This window comes from Kitasatospora griseola (assembly GCF_014648555.1).
GTDB lineage: Bacteria > Actinomycetota > Actinomycetes > Streptomycetales > Streptomycetaceae > Kitasatospora > Kitasatospora griseola.
The window spans coordinates 2,833-23,568 of record NZ_BMRI01000010.1 but is presented as its reverse complement, the minus strand read 5'-3'; the positions used below and the strand labels follow the sequence as shown (position 1 = coordinate 23,568).

The window sequence follows — 20,736 nt, the reverse complement described above, 5'->3', positions numbered from 1 at the left end:
TTGCGGGCCCGCGCCACCTAGGCTTCCGAGCATGGCAGCGGTCGGCGGGCAATCCGCACAGGGTGGAGGAACGGGCGGGGAGTCGGCGCCGATCGAGTTCCGCGAGGCGGTCGAGGCGCTGACCGGGGCGCGGCTGCGTCCCGAGGTGCGGCTGTCCCCCCGGCCCGCCCCCCGCCGACTGGCCCCTTACTCCTTCGCACTGTCCGCCTCCGTCGAGGTGGACGGCGAGGAGCTGGCCGACGGCACCCTGGTGCTGCTGCACGACCCGTCCTCGCCGGAGGCCTGGAACGGCGACTTCCGGGTGGTCACCATGACCCGGGCCGAGCTGGAGCCGGAGATGGCGGGCGACCCGCTGCTGTCCGAGGTCGGCTGGAGCTGGCTGATGGACGCCCTGCAGGCGCACGGCGCCCGGTACGCCGAGCCGAGCGGCACGGTGACCAGGTGCCACTCGCAGTACTTCGGGGGGCTGGCCGAGCGCGGCGCCTCCACCGAGATCGAGCTGCGCGCGTCCTGGACGCCCGCCGACGGCCGCTTCGACCGGCACCTGGCCGCCTGGGCCGACCTGCTGTGCGTGTGCGCCGGGCTGCCGCCCGCCCCGTCCGCCCCGTCGCCGGCCGGCGACTCCGGCGGGCTCGGCGGCGTGGTCCCGATGCCGGCCCGCCGCCGGCCGCGCAACCCGCACTGACCGCGTCCCGGCCGCCCCGGCCGCTTCTTCCCGTCCCGCCCCCGCGCCGCCGCTCGCACGGCTGTCCCGCGCCCTCCGCCCCGTAGACACCCCGGGGGGACAGTCGCACGCCCCGGTCCGGCGACCACCCGCAGGGCTGACGGAGTGTGACTTCGTAGACGCTCCCGGTCAATTAACCGACCGTTTCCGATCAGCGTGTCGCCGAGAACGATCGAATCCGTGCGATTTCCGGGCACGTCGTACCGGTCGTCTGCACGATTTGTCCGTATTGTTACTCACCAGATCGTGATCACCCGCTAAAGCCGGTCACGGTTGATGCCGAAGGTGTCAGTGACCCTTTCCAGACGCGGAACACTCCGACCGCCCCCTCGGGGTTCCGTCCGCCACTCCCCCGCAGGAGGCCCCAGGTGTCGGTCCTTCTTGAGCACCCCGCAAACGTGGTCGCGTACCGTCCGACGAAGCCCACCGCCATGGTGGTCATCGCTGATCCCCGAGTCCGAAACACGGTGACCCGGCATCTATGGGCGCTCGGTGTCCGCGACGTCATCGAGGTCTCCTCGATCGCCGAGGCCCGGCCCCGCATCTCCAACCCGCGTGACATCTGCATCGCCGATGTCCACCTCCCCGACGGCTCCGGCCTGACCGTCCTGGCCGAGACCCGCGCCGCGGGCTGGCCCAACGGCCTGGCGCTGTCCGCCGCCGACGACATCGGCGCGGTCCGCTCGGCCCTGGCCGGCGGCGTCAAGGGCTACGTGGTCACCGGCACCCGCACCAGCATGGCGATGCCCGGCCGCCCCGGACTGCCGATCGGCGCCGGACTGGCCGGCCGGATGCGCCGCCCCGGAATCCCCGGCCACCACCACCCCGGAATGCACGGCGCCCCCGGCCAGCCCGGCGCCGCCCCCGGCGCTCCCGGCGCGCCCGGTGCGCAGCCCTCCGCGTACCGCGAGCTGTCCGGCCGCGAGGTCGAGGTGCTGCGGCTGGTCGCCGAGGGCCAGTCGAACAAGGCGATCGGCGTCGCGATGGGCCTGTCCGCGCTCACCGTGAAGAGCCACCTGGCCCGCATCGCCCGCAAGCTCGGCACCGGCGACCGGGCCGGGATGGTCGCGGTGGCGCTGCGCACCGGAATCATCCACTGATCCGCATCGTCCCTGGTGGCGGCCCGGAGGAACGTTTCCTCCGGGCCGTTCCCGTTCGCTCCGGTGACGACCCGTCGTCCTGTCCGCTCGGCCGACCGCCGCCCACCGGCACAGGTTCGAACATGGTCCGACCAGTCGGACAACACTCCCGGCGGCGGCACACGACGTACCCTAGGGAGGTGACCGACGCCGTAGCCTCCATCCCAGAAGAGATCGCCCCGGTTCCGCTCCTCGAACCCAGGGACGGACTCCCACCGGTGGTGTCGGACCCCGAAGCGCTCGCTGCCACCATCGCGGCCTTCCGCACCGGCACCGGCCCCGTCGCCGTCGACGCCGAACGCGCCTCCGGCTACCGCTACGGCCAGCGCGCCTACCTGATCCAGCTGCGCCGCAAGGGCGCGGGCACCGCGCTGATCGACCCGATCGCCTGCCCCGATCTGTCCGCGCTGGACGACGCCATCCACGACACCGAATGGGTCGTGCACGCCGCCACCCAGGACCTGCCCTGCCTGTTCGACGTCGGCATGCACCCCGGCGTGCTGTTCGACACCGAACTCGCCGGCCGGCTCGCCGGCTTCCCCCGGGTCGGCCTCGGCCCGATGACCGAGAACGTCCTCGGCCTCTCCCTCGCCAAGGAACACTCCGCCGTCGACTGGTCCACCCGTCCGCTGCCCGAACCCTGGCTGCGCTACGCCGCGCTCGACGTCGAGGTCCTGGTCGACCTGCGCGACGCGCTGGAGACCGAACTCGACCGGCAGGGCAAGCTCGACTGGGCCCACCAGGAATTCGCCGCCCTCGCCGCCGCCCCCCGCCCCGCCCCCCGGGTCGACCCCTGGCGGCGCACCTCCCAACTGCACAAGGTCCGCCGCCGCCGGCAGCTCGCCGCCGTCCGCGAACTCTGGCAGACCCGCGACCGGATCGCCCGCGAACGCGACGTCTCCCCCGGCCGGGTCCTCGCCGACACCGCGATCGTCAACGCGGCCCTCGCGATGCCGCTCAACGTGCCCGCGCTGATCGCCGTCCAGGGCTTCGGGCCCCGGGTCAACCGGCGCCAGCTCGACCAGTGGCTGGCCGCGATCGAACGCGCCCGGGAGATCCCGGAGTCCGCGCTGCCCTCCGCGACGGCCCCGCACGACGGGCCGCCGCCGCCGCGCGCCTGGGCCGAGAAGGACCCGGTCGCCGCGGCCCGCCTCACCGGCGCCCGCGCCGCCGTCACCGCCCTCGCCGAGCAGCACCACCTGCCGGCGGAGAACCTGATCACCCCCGACCTGGTCCGCCGCGTCTCCTGGGAGCCCCCGGCGCAGCCGGACGCGACGGCCATCTCCGACGCCCTGCGGGCCCTGGGGGCCCGCGCCTGGCAGACGGAGCTGGTCGCTCCGGCGCTGGCGGAGGCGTTCAAGACGGCGGGCGAGTAGTAGCGCGTGGGGGTACCTCCCGGCCCGCCAGGGCTGGGAGGTACCCCCACGCGCCCCTGTTTTCGCGCCCACCCGCTCCCGTGGTGCGTTCTCGCTCACTCTTTCACCTCCTTGCCCGCCGTTGTTACTCGCGGGTAGATTGGGTCGCGTAGCAGCGCGGTTTCTCTTCGCGCTCGCCCAGCAATGTCCCCCTTGGGAGGAGAGCCCCCGTGCCTCGTACCGCGAGGGACGTCGTCTTCGTCGACGGCGTCCGCACCCCGTTCGGCAAGGCCGGCCCGAAGGGCATGTACCACGAGACGCGGGCGGACGACCTGGTCGTCAAGTGCATCCGCGAGCTCGTGCGCCGCAACCCGAGCCTGCCGGTCGAGCGGATCGACGAGGTCGCCGTCGCGGCGACCACTCAGATCGGTGACCAGGGTCTGACCATCGGCCGTACCGCCGCGCTGCTGTCGGGTCTGCCGAAGTCCGTTCCGGGCTACTCGATCGACCGGATGTGCGCGGGTGCGATGACGGCCGTCACCACCACCGCGGGCGGCATCGCGTTCGGCGCCTACGACGTGGTCGTGGCCGGCGGCGTGGAGCACATGGGCCGGCACCCGATGGGCGAGGGCGTGGACCCGAACCCGCGGTTCGTCTCGGAGAAGCTGGTCGACGAGTCCGCCCTGTTCATGGGCATGACGGCGGAGAACCTGCACGACCGCTTCCCGCACCTGACCAAGGAGCGGTGCGACGCGTACGCGGTGCGCTCGCAGGAGAAGGCGGCGAAGGCGTACGCCAACGGCGACATCCAGCCGGACCTGGTGCCGATCGCGATCCGCAACACCAACCCCGCCATCGGCGAGACCGGTTGGGGCCTGGCGACCACGGACGAGCCGATGCGCCCGGGTACCACCGTGGAGTCGCTGGCCGGTCTGAAGACCCCGTTCCGTCCGCACGGCAACATCACCGCGGGCAACGCGGCGGGCCTGAACGACGGCGCGACCGCCTCGCTGCTGGCCGCCGAGGACGTGGCCCGCGAGCTGGGCCTGCCGGTCAAGATGCGTCTGGTGAGCTACGCGTTCGCGGGCGTCGAGCCCGAGGTGATGGGCATCGGTCCCGTCCCGGCGACCGAGAAGGCGCTGGCGAAGGCCGGTCTGACCATCGACGACATCGGCGCGTTCGAGGTCAACGAGGCGTTCGCCGTCCAGGTGCTGGCGTTCCTGGACCACTACGGCATCGCGGACGACGACGAGCGGGTCAACCCGTACGGCGGCGCGATCGCGTTCGGCCACCCGCTGGCCTCCTCCGGTGTGCGTCTGATGACCCAGCTGGCCCGCCGCTTCGAGCAGCGCCCGGACGTCCGCTACGGCCTGACCACCATGTGCATCGGCTTCGGCATGGGCGGAACCGTCATCTGGGAGAACCCGCACTTCGAGGGTGGTAAGTGACCATGAGCACCACTGAGATGCTGCAGCGCGCCGCCGGACTGTTCCCCGGCGAGGTCGTCACCACTGCGCACGTGCGCCACCTGGACCTGCCGCTGCAGGCCGGCAAGCTGGCGCTGATCACCCTGGACAACGGCTTCGACCACACCAAGCCGACCACCTTCGGCCCGGGTTCGCTGGCGAAGCTGTCCGAGGCGCTGGACCAGGTCGAGGCCGAGGCCGCCGAGGGCAAGGTGGTCGCCGTCGCGATCACCGGCAAGCCGTTCATCTTCGCGGTCGGCGCCGACCTCAAGGGCGTCGAGGTGCTCAAGGAGCACTCGGACGCGCTGGCCATCGGCAAGGGCGGCCACGACGTCTTCAAGCGGATCGCCGCGCTGCCCGTCCCGTCCTTCGCGTTCTACAACGGCGCGGCGATGGGCGGCGGCGTCGAGGTCGGCCTGCACTGCTCCTACCGCACCGTCAGCGCGGGCGTCCCGGCGTTCTCGCTGCCCGAGGTCTTCCTCGGCCTGGTGCCCGGCTGGGGCGGCTGCACCCTGCTGCCGAACCTGATCGGTCCGGCCAAGGCGGTCAAGGTCATCGTCGAGAACTCGATGGCCCAGAACAAGCAGCTCAAGGGCAAGGACGTCTTCGAGCTCGGCATCGCGGACGCGATCTTCGAGCCGGCCGACTTCCTGGAGCAGTCGCTGCTGTGGACCGCCAAGGTCCTCAAGGGCGACGTGGTCGTCGAGCGCGAGGAGTTCGACCGCGGCAAGGCGTGGGACGACGCCGTGCTGTGGGGCCGCTGGGTCGCCGACGCCAAGGTGCACGGGGCCGCTCCGGCCGCGTACAAGGCGCTCGACATCATCCAGCAGGTCAAGGACGGCGACCTGCAGGCCGGCTTCGACGCCGAGGACGCCGCGCTGGCCGACCTCATCATGAGCGGCGAGCTGCGCGCCGGCCTGTACGCCTTCAACCTGGTACAGCGCCGCGCGAAGAAGCCGTTCGGCGCGCCGGACAAGTCGCTGGCCCGCCCGGTCACCAAGGTCGGCGTGGTCGGCGCCGGTCTGATGGCCTCCCAGCTGGCGCTGCTGTTCGCGCGCCGCCTGGAGGTGCCGGTGGTGCTCACCGACATCGACCAGGAGCGCATCGACAAGGGCGTGGGCTACGTCCACGGCGAGATCGACAAGCTGCTGGCGAAGGGCCGCATCGGCGGCGACAAGGCCAACAAGCTCAAGGGCCTGGTCTCCGGCCACCTCGACAAGGCCGTCGCGTTCGGCGACGCGGACTTCGTCATCGAGGCCGTCTTCGAGGAGATGGGCGTCAAGCAGAAGGTGTTCGCGGAGCTGGAGGCGGTGGTCTCGCCGACCACCATCCTGGCCACCAACACCTCCTCGCTGTCGGTCACCGAGATGGCGTCCAAGCTCCAGCACCCGGAGCGTGTGGTCGGCTTCCACTTCTTCAACCCGGTCGCGATCCTCCCGCTGCTGGAGATCGTCCGGGCCGAGAAGACCGACGACGCCTCGCTGGCCACCGCGTTCGGGGTCGCCAAGAAGCTGAAGAAGACCGCGGTGCTCACCAAGGACGCCCCGGCGTTCGTGGTCAACCGCATCCTGACCCGCTTCATGGGCGAGATCCAGAACATCATCGACGAGGGCACCTCGTTCGAGACCGTCGAGGCCGCGGTCAAGCCGCTCGGCCTGCCGATGTCCCCGATCGCCCTGCTCGAACTGGTCGGCCCGGCCATCGCCCTGCACGTCTCCGAGACGCTGCACGGCGCGTTCCCGGAGCGGTTCACCGTCTCCGAGAACCTCGGCAAGGTCGTCAAGGCCGGCAAGCGCGGCTTCTACATCTGGCAGGACGGCGCCCAGGTCCTCGACCCCGAGGTCCTCGCCCTCCTCACCTTCGGCGACTCCGTCCTGACGGAGGACCAGGTCCGCGCCCGCGCCCTGGACGCCGTCGCCCAGGAGATCGGCCTGATGCTCGACGAGGGCGTCGTCGGCGAGGCGCAGGACATCGACCTGTGCATGATCACCGGCGCCGGCTGGCCCTTCCACCTCGGCGGCATCACCCCGTACCTCGACCGCGAGGGCGTCTCCGAGCGCGTCAACGGCAAGAAGTTCCTGGCCCCGGGCCTGGCTTCGGTCCCCGCCTGACGAACCCACTGACGGGCGGCACTCCTCTCCTCCGGGACGGGAGTGCCGCCCGTCGGCGTTCGCGCGACAACGCTGGACCGGGCCACCCCAGGGAGGACCCGATGACCGCGCAGCCCGACCACTCCGCATACCGCGACGACGAGCTGATTCCGCGCCCCGAGAAGACCCCCGATGCCCTCCGCGCAGCCCTGGCTGCCGTCGCCCCGCACCGTCTCCCGGAGATGACGGAGCAACAGGACGAAGCTTTCGCTCTCGCCGTCCACGCCGGCTCCATCGACCCGTTGCGCGCCTTCCTGAACACCTGGGCCGCCCACATCGAGGTCGCCCGCAGCCTCCGTACCGCCGCCCGCCTGCGCGAGGCCGAACACGCCGTGCAGACCCTTGAGCGCGACGACTCCCGCTGGAGCGATGCCGTCCGCGAGAGCCTGGAGATCTTCAACCGGGCCTACGCGGCGGTGAACGGATGACCTGGTCCTGGGGTCTGAGGACGGCCGCCGTGAGCAACGGCTTCTTCGCCTACTTCGTCGTCCCTCGCCAGCAGCGCGTCTACATCTGCCAGGTCACCGGTCTGTAGCCCGGTATGCTGCCGGGTTTCTGCATGAAGGGGGCCGTTGGCGTGCTGGTGCTGGTGCACGGCGGGTTGTGGGACGAGGAGATGGACGCCGAGCGGTTCTGGGGGCGGACCGGGGTGGTGGCGGGGTTGCGGGGCGCCGGGGTGGCGGTGTGTGCGCCGGATCGGGCGATGCGGGCGGGGAGTTGGGCGGCGGAGGCGGAGCATCTGGCGGCGGGGCTGCCGGACGGGCCGGTGGTGCTGGTGGGTGGGTCCAACGGGTGCTCGGCGGCGGTGCGGGTGGCTCTCGCGCTGCCGGAGCGGGTGCGGGGGCTGGTGCTGGCGTGGCCGGCGACGGCGGGGGATGCGCGGGTGGACGGGCGGCTGCCGGCCGAGGTGGCGCCGTTGCTGGCGGGCGGGGTGCTGCGCGGGGTCGCGGACGGGGAGTTGACGGGGCTTCGGATGCCGGTGGGGGTGCTGCCGGCGGTGCCGGAGAACCCGGTGCACCAGCGGCGGACGGCGGAGGCGCTGCTGGCCCTGGTGCCGGGGGCGGTGGAGCTGCCGGGGTGTCCGGAGCCGCCGCACCCGCTGTTCCGGCCGGAGGGGCTGGTGGCGGCGCTGGCGGGGTTCAGTCGTCCTTGAGCCGGTCCTCGGTGCGGCCGTGGCGGCCCAGGCCGATGGCGTCGAACTCGTCGGGGTGGCTGTCAGCGTGGGCGCCGAGGTGGCGCCGGGCGAGGGAGATCGGGCGGTAGCCCGACTCGAACAGGGGCCCGAGGGTGAGGGCGCCGGCGGTCCGGACGGCGGCGGACCGGTCGCCGGTGACGCCCCGGATGTCGGCCTCGACGTAGGCGACGGGGCTGGTCGCGGACCAGGCGGCGAGGGTGCGCTCGAAGCCGCTCGGGAGCATCCGGAACGGGGCGAGCCGGGGGCCGTCGCCCCTGATCGCCTCGTCCAGCCCGTCGCTCATCGGGAGCAGCGCGAGGCCCTGGGCGAGCGGGACGACGCGGGTGGCGGGGAGGTCGGCGGCGTTGGCGCGGAGCAGGGTCTCGGCCGCGACGACGGCCTCCAGGCAGCAGCCCACGACCGGCCGGTCCTACTTCTTGAGGCGGTAGATGACGGTGTCCCCGGTGACGCCGACGACCTCGTAGTGGGTGTTGAGGAGGGTGGCGATGCGGGGCACCATGTCGGGCTGGTAGGGGGAGGTGCCGGAGTCGTCGACGACGACCTCGGGGAAGCCGTTGGTGGAGATCTCGTTGTCGAAGGTCTGCCAGGCCTCGGCGACGGAGTACTGTTCGCCGACCTTGTCCGCGCCCTTGCCGCCGCTGAAGTTGGTGAGGAAGCCGGCGGTGAGGTAGCGGGTGACGGGGCGTCGGTCGGCGAGCCAGTAGAGCTCGGGGTGCATGCCCCAGATCAGGACGGTGTCCTTGGGGGTGGTCTGGGCGGCGACGGCGGTGGCGACCTCGGTGGTCTGGGTGAGGCGCTGGCCGGGCCAGAGGACGGCGAGGACGCAGAAGAAGCTGCTGGCGAGGGCGGAGTAGATCAGGACGGGCCGCCACGAGATCGCGGAGGTGGCGACGGCGCCGACGCCGAGCAGGACCAGCGGGGGCATCAGCTGGAGGTAGTAGTGGCCGAAGAAGTGGAAGCCGATCGAGACGGCGATCACCGAGGAGGCGAGCCACATCCACAGGTCGACGGTGGAGCCGTGCTCGGGTCCGCGGGCGGGGACGGGTCGTCGGCGGTGGCGCAGCCACAGGCGGTGGGCGAACGGCAGCAGGAAGGCCAGGCCGGCGCTCATCAGGATGGCGGAGTTGCCGAGTGCGCGGCCGATCATCTGGGGCCAGTCGGAGCCGAGGCCTGCGTAGTCGCCGGAGCCGGTGACGACCCAGAACAGGAAGCCCTTGGGTTTGGTGAGGATGACGGCGACCAGCGCTATCGGCAGCGCGAACCCGAAGCCGATCTTGGCGAGCGCGGGGGGCCAGCGGACGCCGCGGCGGCGGCTGTCCTGGAGGAGCATCCACAGCACGGGGAGCATGACCGCCCCGCCGGTCTGCTTGGTGAGCGAGCAGAGCGCGACCGCGATGCCGGCGGCCAGCCATCGGCGGCGCTCGGCGTAGCGGAAGGCGGCGACCATCGCGGGCAGCATGAAGACTTCGAAGGTCGCGGCCTGGGTGTCCTCGGGCGAGAGACCGATGGAGACCAGCAGGTAGAGGATGCCCGCGTAGCGCCCGGCCCTGTCGCCCCAGCGGCCGCGGGCGAGCGAGGCCAGCAGGATCGCGGTGGCGAGGTGGGCGACGATCGCGAGGGTGCGCAGCGGCCAGAGCGAGGCGGAGCCGAAGAGCGCGAAGCAGGCTTCGTACAGCCAGGGCAGCAGCGGGGGTTTGCGGTCGACGACGGTGTCGTAGAGGACGCCGCCGTCGGCGAGCATCCGGGCCTGGGTGGCGAGGTAGCCCTCGTCGGGGCTCCACACGGGGCGCAGGAAGGACGGCAGGTGGGTCAGTGTGGCCAGCACGGCGAGCAGCGGGACCAGTCTGGTCCAGTACCCGGTGCGGAGGCGCTCTGGGAGGCGCTCGGCAAGGGCACGTGGGCTGCTCGTGAGGGTGTGGGACACGGGTGACAACCTACCGGGCGTGGACGGACGTAGTCAGGGGCAGTCCACGAATGAGTGTGACTGTCCGACAATAAGCGCACCGTCACAGGGCCAAAAGGCGGTCCCGTGACGGTGCGCTGGGGGGATTGCGGGTGGTCAGCTCCGGGCGAAGGAGCGGGTGCTGACCAGTGCTTCGATCTTCTTGGCGATGGCGGGCGCGGTGAGCCCGATCTCGTCGAGGATCTCGCCGCGCGAGGCGTGGTCGAGGAACTCCTGCGGGATGCCGAAGTCGCGCAGCGGCACGTCCACGTCGGCGTCGCGCAGCGCCTGGGCGATCGCGGAGCCGACGCCGCCGGCCCGGCCGTTGTCCTCGACGGTGACGACCAGGCGGTGCTGGGCGGCCAGGCCGGGCAGCGCGGCGTCGACCGGCTTGACCCAGCGCGGGTCGACCACGGTGCTGCTGATGCCCTGCTGGGCGAGCAGCTCGGCGGCCTCCAGGCAGGTCGGGGCCATCGCGCCGATCGAGACGATCAGCACGTCGGCGGCCTCGTCCGCGGAATCGGCCTCGGGGCGGCGCAGCACGTCCATGCCGCCGACGGTGCCGACGGCGGGCACCGCGGGGCCGACGTTGCCCTTGGAGTAGCGGACCACGGTCGGGGCGTCGGCCACCTCGACGGCCTCGCGCAGCTGGAGCCGGACCTGCTCGGCGTCGCGCGGGGCGGCCAGCCGCAGGCCGGGGACGACCTGCAGGATCGACATGTCCCACATGCCGTTGTGGGAGGCGCCGTCGGTGCCGGTGACGCCGGCCCGGTCGAGCACGAAGGTGACGCCGAGCTTGTGCAGCGCGACGTCCATCAGGACCTGGTCGAAGGCCCGGTTGAGGAAGGTCGCGTAGACCGCGACCACCGGGTGCAGGCCGTTGGTGGCCAGGCCGGCGGCGCAGACGGCGGCGTGCTGCTCGGCGATGCCGACGTCGAAGATCCGCTCCGGGTAGGCCTTGGCGAACGGGGCGAGGCCGACGGGGTGCAGCATGGCGGCGGTGATGGCGACCAGGTCGCGGCGCTCGCGGCCGAGCGCGACCATCTCCTCGCCGAACACCGACGTCCAGTCCTTGCCGGCGGTCTTGACCGGCAGGCCGGTGTCGGGGTGGATCACGCCGACCGCGTGGAAGCGGTCCTCGTCGTTGTTCTCGGCGGCGTGGTAGCCGCGGCCCTTCTCGGTGATGCAGTGCACGATGACCGGGCCGCCGAAGTTGCGGGCCTTGGTGAACGCGGACTCCAGCGCCTGCAGGTCGTGGCCGTCGATCGGGCCGAGGTACTTCAGGCCGAGGTCCTCGAACATGCCCTGCGGGGCGATGAAGTCCTTCAGGCCCTTCTTGGCGCCGTGCAGGGTGTCGAACATCGCCTGGCCGACCACGGGGGTGCGCTGCAGCGCGTCCTTGCCCCAGGACAGGAAGCGCTCGTAGCCCTGGGTGGTGCGCAGGGTGGCCAGGTGGTTGGCGAGGCCGCCGATGGTCGGCGAGTAGGACCGCTCGTTGTCGTTGACGACGATGACGATCGGCAGGTCCTGGCTGTCGGCGATGTTGTTCAGCGCCTCCCAGGCCATGCCGCCGGTGAGCGCGCCGTCGCCGATCACGGCGACCACGGGGCGGTCCTTGTGGCCCTGGATCTTGTTGGCCTTGGCGAGTCCGTCGGCGTAGCCGAGGACGGTGGAGGCGTGCGAGTTCTCGATCACGTCGTGCTCGGACTCGGCGCGCGAGGGGTAGCCGGACAGGCCGCCCTTCATCTTCAGCCGGGAGAAGTCCTGGCGGCCGGTCAGCAGCTTGTGGACGTAGCTCTGGTGACCGGTGTCGAACAGGATCCGGTCGCGCGGCGAGTCGAAGACCCGGTGCATGGCGAGGGTCAGCTCGACCACGCCGAGGTTGGGTCCGAGGTGGCCGCCGGTCTTGGAGACCTCCTCCACCAGGAAGGCGCGGATCTCCTCCGCGAGCTCCGCGAGCTGCGCGGGGGTGAGTCGATCGAGATCGCGCGGTCCCCGAATACGGGTCAGCAGGGCCACCCGTTCCTCCTCGTCCAAGTTCTCGCGCCCGCTCGGGCCCGGAGGGCGTACGCCCCGCTTGAGTCTAATGTCCATTACCCGGGCGTAGTGCGGCGGGCAACCCCGTCCCCCGTTCGGGTGGCAGGGGTGGAAAAGCACCGAACCGCGCGACCGGCCCCGCTAGGGCGGGGAAGTGTGCCGGTCGCGCGGTTGCGGGTGGTGCCGGGTCAGCCGCGTCCGTTGGACTTCTGGGTGCGGCGGGAGACCGAGTCCAGGACCACCGCGGCGAGCAGCACCGCGCCGGTGATCATGTACTGGATGGCCTGCTCGGCGCCCACCATGTCCAGGCCGGTGGTGATGGACTGGATGACCAGGATGCCGAGCAGCGCCGACCAGGTCTTGCCGCGGCCGCCGAACAGGCTGGTGCCGCCGATGACGGCCGCCGCGATGGCGTTCATCAGCATGTTGGCGCCACCGAGGCCCTTGTCCGCCGAGCCCTGCTGGGAGGCGATGAACAGGCCGCCGAGACCGGCCAGGCCGGCCGAGATCATGTACACCGAGGTGCGCACCCAGGCGACGTTGATGCCGGCCCGGCGGGCCGCCTCGATGCCGCCGCCGACCGCGAAGATCTGCCGGCCGTAGCCGGTGCGGCGGAGCACGAAGTCGGTGATCGCGACGATGCCGACGAACAGCACCAGCGGCAGCGGCAGGCCGCGGTCCTGGTTGAGCACGTAGGCGACCACCAGCACGATCACGGCGAGCACGCCGGTGCGCATGGCGATCTCGGCGATCGGGCGGGCCGGCAGGCCGGCGGCCGTGCGGCGGCGGGCGTCGAGCAGCTGGCCGGCGGCGAACAGCGCGATGGAGAGGATCGCGGCCAGCCAGGCCCAGAGGATGTCGCCGTCGCCCAGGAAGTAGGTGTCCAGGTTGGCGATGACGCCGTCGTTGAGGTTGTTGACGGTGCCGAGCTTGCCGATGACCAGGTTCTGCAGGCCGCTCCAGGCGAGCATGCCGGCCAGCGTGACCAGCAGCGCGGGCACGCCGATCTTCGAGAAGAAGAAGCCGTGCAGGGCGCCCAGGGCGACCGCGGCGGCGATGCCGATCAGCACCGCCAGCCACTCGTTGACGCCCTGGCGGACGGCCAGCACCGAGGAGATCGCGGCGGTGGCGCCGGCCACCGAGCCGAGCGAGAGGTCGATCTCGCCGAGCAGCAGCACGAAGACCACGCCGGTGGCGATCAGGCCGGGGCCGGCGATCCACTTGGTGATGTTGGTGACGTTGTCGGCGTTGAGGAAGTGGCCGGTCTTCCACTGGAAGACGGCGGCGATGATGATCAGGCCGACCACGACGGGCAGCGAGCCGAGCTCGCCGCTGCGGACCTTGCGGCCGAACTCGTCGAGGTAGCCGGCCAGGCCCTCCTTGCGGACCAGCAGGCGCGGGTCGACGGCGGGCGGGGTGGGCGTGGTGGGGGTCTCGGTGCTCACTTGGCGTCCTCCGCGATACGGGCCTGACGACGGGTCACCGCGTTGTCGGTGGCGCCGGTGATGGCGGAGATGATCTCCTCGTGCGAGGTGGTGGCCACCTCGAAGCTGCCGTTGTTGCGGCCCAGGCGGAGCACCGCGACGGTGTCCGCGACGGCCTTGACGTCGGCCATGTTGTGGCTGATCAGGATCACGCCGAGGCCCCGCTCGCGCAGCCGCTCGACCAGGTCGAGGACCTGGGCGGTCTGCTCGACGCCGAGGGCGGCGGTGGGCTCGTCCAGGATGACGATCTTCGGGTCGCCGACCAGGGCGCGGGCGATCGCGACCACCTGGCGCTGGCCGCCGGAGAGGCCGGCGATCGGGATCCGGACGCTGGGGATGCGGATCGACAGGGTGTCGAGGAGTTCGCGGGCGCGCTTCTCCATGGCGACCTCGTCCAGGGTGCCGAAGCGCTTGAGCTCACGGCCGAGGAACAGGTTGCCGACCACGTCGAGGTTGTCGCACAGGGCGAGGTCCTGGTAGACGGTGGCGATGCCGAGCGCCTGCGCGTCGTGCGGGCGGCCGATGGAGACCGGCTTGCCCTCCCACTCGATGACGCCCTCGTCGATCGGGTGGACGCCCGCGATGGTCTTGACCAGGGTGGACTTACCGGCGCCGTTGTCGCCGACCAGGGCGACGACCTCGCCCGCATGGACCTCCAGCTGCACGTCGGTGAGCGCCTGGACGGCACCGAAGCGCTTGGAGACCCCGCGCAACGCCAGTACGGGTGCGCCTGTCACGTGAACCATCTCCTTGAGTTCCGTGTCGGACCTGACGTTTCCGACACGGGCGACCCGCGCGCCGGTCCGGACGCGCGGGGTGGGACTGCGGGAACAAGAAGGGCCGGCGGGAGCTTCCGGGTGGTCAGGAAGCCCCCGCCGGGCGGGTACTACTGCAGGCCGGCCGCGGTGCAGGCAGCGGCGAAGTCGGCGGTGCAGATGTCCGCGACCTTGTACAGCTTGTCGGCGATCACGGTGTCCTTGATGTTCGCCTTGGTGACGACCTTGGGGTCCAGCAGGACGGACGGGATGCCCTTGTCCGCGCCGCTGTCGACCGTGGAGGTGGCGACGCCCTTGACGTCCTTGCCCTGGAGCAGGTTGACCGCGAGCTCGCCGGCCGCGTCGGCCAGCGGCTTGTAGGCCTTGTAGATGGTGAAGGCCTGGTCGCCGGAGACCAGGCGCTGGATCGCGTCCAGGCTCGCGTCCTGGCCGCCGACCGGGACGCTGATGCCCTGCGACTTCAGCTGGGTGATGATCGCACCGGCCATGCCGTCGTTGGCGGAGTAGACGCCCTGGAAGCCGTCCTTGCCGAGCGAGGAGATGGCGGCGCCGATCTTCTGGCCCGCGACGGTGGGCTTCCACTCGCCGCTCTGCTCGTAGACGATGCCCTTGACCTTGCTGTCCAGCACCTTGTGCGCGCCGGTCTTGAACTGGGCGGCGTTCGGGTCGGCGTCGTCACCGTTGATCATCACGACGTTGGACTCGGCGGCCTTGGCGCCGAGGGCGTCGACCAGGCCCTGGCCCTGGAGCTCGCCGACCTTCTCGTTGTCGAACGAGACGTACGCGGAGACCGGGCCGCTGGCCAGACGGTCGTACGCGACGACCTTGACGCCCTTGTCGGCGGCCTCCTTCACCCAGGTCTGGGTGGCCTTGGCGTCGAACGCGTCCAGGATGATCACCTTGACGCCCTGGGCGATCAGGGTGTCGAACTGCTGCTTCTGCTTCGACGCGGAGGCCTCGGCGTTGGCGTACTCGATCTTGCAGTCGGAGCAGAGCTCGTGGACCTTCGCCTCGATGAACGGCTTGTCGAAGGACTCGTAGCGGGTCGAGGAGGCGTTCTCCGGCAGCAGCAGGCCGATCGACTTGTTGTTGCCCGAGGCCGCGCCGTCCTTCTTGTCACTGCCGGCCTTGCCGCACGCGGCCATGGTCAGTGCCATCGAGACAGCGGCGGTGCCGACGACGACGCGACGCATCATTGCGTTCATGGTGGGGGGTGCCTCCCTGACAGAGCCGCAACATTGCGGCGAGGTGGGCAGGAGTCAACCCCGTCACCGAGCTTGTCGTCAACAAGTAAAGCATCGACCCCAGGGATTCAAACCCTTTCGTTATCTTCCTGAAGGCTCAGTCGAGATCGGACGGCCCGTCAGGGGCTCTCAGGAGCCCCTCGGAGCGACTCAGATCCCGCCCGTCTCCCCCATCTCACTCATCACCAGGGCCAACGCCCCGAGCACCTCGGCGCGGCCGCCGAGCGTCCCCGGGACCACCGACAGCTGGCGGGCGGCGCTGGGGATCGCATACCGGGCCACCGAGTCTCGGATCGGGGAAAGCACCAGCTCACCGGCCTCGGCCAGCTCACCGCCCAGGATCACCCGGCGGGGGTTGAGCAGGTTGCACAGGGTGGCCACGCCCATGCCGATCTGGCGGCCGGCGTCGGCGATCACCCGGCGGCAGCCCAGATCGCCCTGCTGGGCCAGCTGCACCACCTTTCCGAGGGTCAGTTCGCCCGGGTGGTTGGCGTTCAAGAGGTTGAGCAGGTAGCGGGAGCCCACGAAGGTCTCCAGGCAGCCGCGGTTGCCGCAGCGGCACACCGGGCCCGCCTCGTCCAGCGTGATGTGCCCGATCTCACCCGCCGTGCCGCCCGGGCCGCGGTAGATCTGGCCGTTGATCACCAGTCCCGCGCCGACGCCGCTGGCCACCTTGATGTACGCCAGCTCGCCCAGGCCCCGCCCGGCGCCCCAGACCAGCTCGCCCAGCGCGCCCAGGTTGGCGTCGTTGTCCACGTGCACCGGCATGCCCAGGCGCTGCGCCAGCTCCTGACCGGGCATCACCCCGGTCCAGCCGGGCAGGATCGCGGTCGAGCCGAGCGCCCCGGTCTCCTGGTCGATCGGGCCGGGCACGCCCAGGCCCACGCCGATCACCTTGTCGCTCCGGAAACCGGCCTGCTCCAGCAGCCGCGCCACCATCCGCTCGGCCAGGTCGAACCCCTGCTGGGCGGAGACGTCCACGTCCAGCGGCTCGCTCTCCTCGGCCAGCACTCGGTGCGCCAGGTTGCCGACCGCCACCCGCAGGTGGGTGTGGCCGAAGTCCACGCCCACCACGATCCCGGCGTCCCCGCTCAGCGAGACGCTGCGCGCCCGGCGCCCGCCCGAGGAGGTGTCGGCGACCACCACGGTGCCGGACTCCTTGAGCTCCCGGACGATGTTGGACACCGTCGCGGCCGACAGCCCCGTGCCCCGGGCGATCTCGGCCTGGGTCAGCGATCCGGCCATCCGCACCGCCCGCAGCACCCGTTCGAGATTCGCCCGGTGCAGCGAGGACTGCGATCCCGGTGTGTCCGTCGACATGTTCCACCCTCCAGGGCGCACTTGCGTTCGTCCAAAGTCCAGCTTCAACTTCTGAACTCTATGCTCCGGTACCGATCGGAGGGCCCGTCAAGTACGAACACGGATCGTTACGCACGTGGGAGGATGCCCGGTAACCAAGCTCTGACGAAGGAGTCCTGCGTGCCTGGCACCAACTTGACCCGTGAGGAGGCCCGCACCCGGGCCGCACTCCTGCATGTGGAGGCGTACGACATCGAGCTCGACCTGAGCTCCGCGCGCGAGGGCGGCACCTTCCGGTCCACCACCGTGGTCCGGTTCACGGCCACCGAGCCCGGCGCCTCCACCTTCATCGACCTGGTCGCCCCCGCGGTCACCGAAATCGTCCTCAACGGCCGCGCGCTGCCGCTGGAGAACTTCTCCGACAGCCGCATCGCGCTGCCCGACCTGGCCGTCGAGAACGAGCTGCGGGTGGTCGCCGACTGCGCCTACACCAACACCGGCGAGGGCCTGCACCGCTTCGTCGACCCGGCCGACGGCGAGACCTACCTGTACACCCAGTTCGAGGTCCCGGACGCCCGCCGGGTGTTCGCCAACTTCGAGCAGCCCGACCTGAAGGCCGCCTTCGCCTTCACCGTCACCGCCCCGGCCGGCTGGGTCGTGATCTCCAACTCGCCGACCCCCGAGCCCACCGGCGACGGCGACACCCGGGTGTGGACCTTCGAGCCCACCCCGCGGATGTCCACCTACATCACCGCCCTGGTGGCCGGCCCCTACGTCGGCGTGTTCGACGCCTACGAGAACGGCGCGCAGCGCGTGCCGCTCGGCGTCTACTGCCGCCCCTCGCTGCGCGAGTTCCTCGACGCCGACGCGATCTTCGCCGTCACCAAGCAGGGCTTCGACTACTTCCAGGACAAGTTCGACTTCGCCTACCCGTTCGCGAAGTACGACCAGCTGTTCGTCCCGGAGTTCAACGCCGGCGCGATGGAGAACGCGGGCGCCGTCACCCTCCGCGACCAGTACGTGTTCCGCTCCAAGGTCACCGACGCCTCCTACGAGCTGCGCGCCGCGACCATCCTGCACGAGCTCGCCCACATGTGGTTCGGCGACCTCGTCACCATGGAGTGGTGGAACGACCTGTGGCTGAACGAGTCGTTCGCCACCTTCGCCGAGGCGGTCTGCCAGGCCGAGGCCCCCGGCTCCAAGTGGCCGCACTCCTGGACCACCTTCGCCAACCAGATGAAGACCTGGGCGTACCGGCAGGACCAGCTGCCGTCCACCCACCCGATCATGGCGGAGATCAACGACCTGGAGGACGTCCAGGTCAACTTCGACGGCATCACCTACGCCAAGGGCGCCTCGGTGCTCAAGCAGCTGGTGGCGTACGTCGGCCAGGACGCCTTCTTCCAGGGCGTGCGCGCCTACTTCAAGCGCCACGCCTGGGGCAACACCCGCCTCACCGACCTGCTCGGCGCCCTTGAGGAGGCCAGCGGCCGCGACCTGCGCACCTGGTCCAAGGCGTGGCTGGAGACCGCCGGCATCAACGTGCTGCGGCCCGCCCTGGAGGTCTCCGCGGACGGCGTCATCGAGTCCTTCGCCGTCCTGCAGGAAGCCCCGGCGCTGCCCGCCGGCGCCCGCGGCGAGGCCGTGCTGCGCCCGCACCGCATCGCCATCGGCCTGTACGAGCTGGTCGACGGCGACCTGGTCCGCACCGACCGCATCGAGCTCGACGTGGACGGCGCGCGCACCGAGGTCCCGCAGCTGACCGGCCGTCCGCGGCCCGCCGTGCTGCTGCTCAACGACGACGACCTGTCCTACGCGAAGGTCCGCCTGGACGCCGAGTCGCTGGCCGTCGTCACCGAGCACCTCGGCGACTTCACCGACTCGCTCCCCCGCGCGCTGTGCTGGGCCTCCTCCTGGGACATGACCCGCGACGGCGAGCTCGCCACCCGCGACTACCTGTCGCTGGCGCTGTCCGGCCTGCGCCGCGAGAGCGACATCGGCGTGGTCCAGTCCGTGCACCGCCAGATCAAGGTCGCGCTGGAGCTGTACGCCGACCCGGCGTGGCGCGAGACCGGCCTGCAGCGCTGGGCCGCCGCCGCCGAGACCTCGCTGCGCGAGGCCCCCGCCGGCAGCGACCACCAGCTCGCCTGGGCCCGCGCGCTGGCCGCCTCGGCCCGGACCGACGGTCAGCTCGCGCTGCTCGCCGGCCTGCTGGACGGCTCGGAGACCATCGAGGGCCTGGCCGTCGACACCGAGCTGCGCTGGACCCTGCTCGGCCGCCTGGTCGCCACCGGCCGCGCCGACGAGGCCGCGATCGACGCGGAGCTCGCCCGCGACAACACCTCCTCCGGCCAGGAGCACGCCGCCACCTGCCGGGCGGCCCGCCCGACCGCCGAGGCCAAGGCCGAGGCCTGGGCGTCCGTGGTCGAGTCCGACACCCTCACCAACTACGTCCAGGAGGCCGTCATCGCCGGCTTCCAGCAGCCCGACCAGCGGGACCTGCTCGCGGCGTACACCGAGAAGTACTTCGCCTCGGTGAAGCAGGTGTGGGAGACCCGCAGCCACGAGATCTCCCAGCAGATCATCGGCGGCCTGTACCCCGCGTACTCCGTCTCGCAGGCCACCCTGGACGCCACCGACGCGTGGCTGGCCTCCGCCGACCCGGCCCCGGCCCTGCGCCGCCAGGTCGTCGAGGCCCGGGCGGGCGTGGAGCGGGCGCTGAAGGCTCAGGCCGCCGACCGCTGACGCGGAGTCGTGCGTGTGGGGGCCCGGGGGACGCGTTCTCCCGGGCCCCCGGCGTGTTCGGGGGTGCCTCCGGACCGGCGATGGCGAGGGAGAACTGCGCGACAAGCGCACACCGGTCCGCAGGGTCGCGAGCACGTGCAGGTCACTGGCCTGCGTCGCGATCTTGCTGTTGGGTGCCTTCCGCTGCGCGCAGTTCCCCGCGCCCCTGGTTTCGCTCGGCGGGAAGGGTGATGCGGAAGGTCGTCGAGCCCGGTGCGCTGTGTGCCGTGGCGGTGCCGGCGTGGGCCTGGGTGACGGCTCGGACGATGGCGAGGCCGAGGCCGGTGGAGCCGGTGCGGCGGGAGCGGGTGGGGTCGCCGCGGACGAAGCGGTCGAAGATGTGCGGGAGGAGTTCGGGCGGGATGCCCGGGCCGTTGTCGGTGACGGTGAGGAGCACTTCGTCGGGGGTGGCGGAGAGCCGGAGGGTGACCTCGGTGCCGTCGGGTGTGTGGGTGCGGGCGTTGGCCAGCAGGTTCGCCACCACCTGGGTCAGGCGGTGCGGGTCGCCGGGGACCGTGACGGGTTCGGCGGGGAGTTCGAGCAGCCAGCGGTGCCGGGGCGCGGCGGCGCGGGCGTCGGCGGCGCAGTCCAGGGCGATCCGGGTCAGGTCGACGTCCTCGACGGCCAGCGGGCGGCCCGCGTCGAGGCGGGCGAGCAGCAGGAGGTCCTCGACGACGGTGCCCATGCGCCGGGACTCGGCGGTGATCCGTTCCAGCGAGTGCCGGACGGGCTCGGGCACCGGGCCCGGGTGCCGCAGGGCGAGTTCGGCGTGGCCGCGGACGGCGGCCACGGGGTTGCGCAGTTCGTGGCTGGCGTCGGCGGCGAACGCCCGGAGCCGCTCCTCGACGTCCTGCCGGCGGGTCAGCGCGTCGCCGATGTGGCCGAGCATCCGGTTCAGCGCGGCGCCGACCCGGCCGACCTCGGTGCCCTGGTCGTCGTCCGGGACGCGCTCGCCGAGGTCGACCGCGCCGCTGGCCAGGGGCAGCGCGGAGACCCGTTCGGCGGTGGCGACCACCCGTTCCAGCGGGCGCAGGGCGAGTCGGACGCCGAGCGTCCCGGCGACGGCGGCGACGGCCAGCGCGACGGCGAACACGACCAGTTCGATCAGCAGCAGGCGCTGCACGGTCTCGTCGAGGGGGTG

The 20,736-nt window shown here is 71.8% G+C and carries 16 protein-coding genes; 8 read left to right on the top strand and 8 right to left on the bottom strand.

The window, feature by feature from the left end; all coding sequences use genetic code 11:
• Positions 1-31: 31 nt before the first annotated feature.
• The 7 genes from IEZ12_RS14930 (at position 32) to IEZ12_RS14900 (ending at position 7,987) form a co-directional block, all read left to right on the top strand.
• On the top strand, positions 32-685 hold the full coding sequence (locus tag IEZ12_RS14930; RefSeq protein ID WP_189272480.1) for a DUF3000 domain-containing protein: 654 nt from the start codon (positions 32-34) through the stop codon (positions 683-685).
• A 407-nt stretch (positions 686-1,092) separates the two neighbouring features.
• Positions 1,093-1,824 (top strand): response regulator transcription factor, encoded by a 732-nt coding sequence (locus IEZ12_RS14925; protein WP_043909973.1) that lies wholly within the window; start codon positions 1,093-1,095, stop codon positions 1,822-1,824.
• A 179-nt stretch (positions 1,825-2,003) separates the two neighbouring features.
• On the top strand, positions 2,004-3,239 hold the full coding sequence (locus IEZ12_RS14920; protein WP_189272479.1) for an HRDC domain-containing protein: 1,236 nt from the start codon (positions 2,004-2,006) through the stop codon (positions 3,237-3,239).
• A 209-nt stretch (positions 3,240-3,448) separates the two neighbouring features.
• On the top strand, positions 3,449-4,666 hold the full coding sequence (locus IEZ12_RS14915; protein WP_189272478.1) for a thiolase family protein: 1,218 nt from the start codon (positions 3,449-3,451) through the stop codon (positions 4,664-4,666).
• A gap of 2 nt (positions 4,667-4,668) precedes the next feature.
• Positions 4,669-6,795: a 3-hydroxyacyl-CoA dehydrogenase NAD-binding domain-containing protein gene (locus IEZ12_RS14910; protein WP_189272477.1), complete on the top strand. Its 2,127-nt coding sequence runs from the start codon at positions 4,669-4,671 to the stop codon at positions 6,793-6,795.
• A 101-nt stretch (positions 6,796-6,896) separates the two neighbouring features.
• The gene (locus tag IEZ12_RS14905; protein ID WP_189272476.1) at positions 6,897-7,262 is read left to right on the top strand and encodes a hypothetical protein; all 366 of its coding nucleotides are present in this window, start codon (positions 6,897-6,899) and stop codon (positions 7,260-7,262) included.
• 131 nt (positions 7,263-7,393) lie between these two features.
• Complete coding sequence (locus IEZ12_RS14900; RefSeq protein WP_229847553.1) at positions 7,394-7,987, top strand: alpha/beta fold hydrolase; 594 nt, start codon at positions 7,394-7,396, stop codon at positions 7,985-7,987.
• Here IEZ12_RS14900 and IEZ12_RS14895 read toward each other — a convergent pair.
• The 7 genes from IEZ12_RS14895 to IEZ12_RS14865 form a co-directional block, all read right to left on the bottom strand.
• Entirely contained in the window at positions 7,974-8,426 is a 453-nt protein-coding gene (locus IEZ12_RS14895) for a hypothetical protein (RefSeq protein ID WP_189272475.1), read from the bottom strand. The two genes, IEZ12_RS14900 and IEZ12_RS14895, sit on opposite strands and share 14 nt — an antisense overlap.
• A 12-nt stretch (positions 8,427-8,438) precedes the next feature.
• Positions 8,439-9,953: a glycosyltransferase family 39 protein gene (locus tag IEZ12_RS14890; protein WP_229847552.1), complete on the bottom strand. Its 1,515-nt coding sequence runs from the start codon at positions 9,951-9,953 to the stop codon at positions 8,439-8,441.
• A gap of 135 nt (positions 9,954-10,088) precedes the next feature.
• A complete protein-coding gene (gene dxs, locus IEZ12_RS14885; protein WP_189272473.1) occupies positions 10,089-11,990 on the bottom strand; it encodes a 1-deoxy-D-xylulose-5-phosphate synthase in 1,902 nt (633 codons plus the stop codon).
• A gap of 206 nt (positions 11,991-12,196) precedes the next feature.
• A complete protein-coding gene (locus IEZ12_RS14880; RefSeq protein WP_189272472.1) occupies positions 12,197-13,453 on the bottom strand; it encodes a sugar ABC transporter permease in 1,257 nt (418 codons plus the stop codon).
• A complete protein-coding gene (locus IEZ12_RS14875) occupies positions 13,450-14,238 on the bottom strand; it encodes an ATP-binding cassette domain-containing protein (RefSeq protein WP_043909960.1) in 789 nt (262 codons plus the stop codon). Before IEZ12_RS14875 ends, IEZ12_RS14880 begins: the two co-directional genes overlap by 4 nt.
• Before the next feature lie 140 nt (positions 14,239-14,378).
• Positions 14,379-15,473, bottom strand: coding sequence for a sugar ABC transporter substrate-binding protein (locus IEZ12_RS14870; protein WP_043909959.1), 1,095 nt, complete (start codon positions 15,471-15,473; stop codon positions 14,379-14,381).
• 189 nt (positions 15,474-15,662) lie between these two features.
• Positions 15,663-16,832, bottom strand: a complete 1,170-nt coding sequence (locus IEZ12_RS14865; protein WP_043909958.1) for an ROK family transcriptional regulator — start codon at positions 16,830-16,832, stop codon at positions 15,663-15,665.
• A 159-nt stretch (positions 16,833-16,991) separates the two neighbouring features.
• On the opposite strand from IEZ12_RS14865, the gene pepN reads away from it, so the two are divergent.
• Positions 16,992-19,556, top strand: a complete 2,565-nt coding sequence (gene pepN, locus IEZ12_RS14860) for an aminopeptidase N (protein ID WP_189272471.1) — start codon at positions 16,992-16,994, stop codon at positions 19,554-19,556.
• Between the two features lie 142 nt (positions 19,557-19,698).
• On the opposite strand, the gene IEZ12_RS14855 is transcribed toward pepN, so the two are convergent.
• Positions 19,699-20,736 (bottom strand): sensor histidine kinase (locus IEZ12_RS14855; protein ID WP_229847551.1); only part of this gene is annotated, 1,038 nt, incomplete at its 5' end.

Excerpts from the sequence above, each read along its gene's own strand:
- IEZ12_RS14865 (WP_043909958.1), bottom strand. The coding sequence starts at position 16,832 with ATGTCGACGGACACACCGGGATCGCAGTCCTCGCTGCACCGGGCGAAT.
- IEZ12_RS14905 (WP_189272476.1), top strand. The coding sequence starts at position 6,897 with ATGACCGCGCAGCCCGACCACTCCGCATACCGCGACGACGAGCTGATT.
- IEZ12_RS14900 (WP_229847553.1), top strand. The coding sequence starts at position 7,394 with ATGAAGGGGGCCGTTGGCGTGCTGGTGCTGGTGCACGGCGGGTTGTGG.
- IEZ12_RS14875 (WP_043909960.1), bottom strand. The coding sequence starts at position 14,238 with ATGGTTCACGTGACAGGCGCACCCGTACTGGCGTTGCGCGGGGTCTCC.
- IEZ12_RS14930 (WP_189272480.1), top strand. The coding sequence starts at position 32 with ATGGCAGCGGTCGGCGGGCAATCCGCACAGGGTGGAGGAACGGGCGGG.
- IEZ12_RS14870 (WP_043909959.1), bottom strand. The coding sequence starts at position 15,473 with ATGAACGCAATGATGCGTCGCGTCGTCGTCGGCACCGCCGCTGTCTCG.
- IEZ12_RS14910 (WP_189272477.1), top strand. The coding sequence starts at position 4,669 with ATGAGCACCACTGAGATGCTGCAGCGCGCCGCCGGACTGTTCCCCGGC.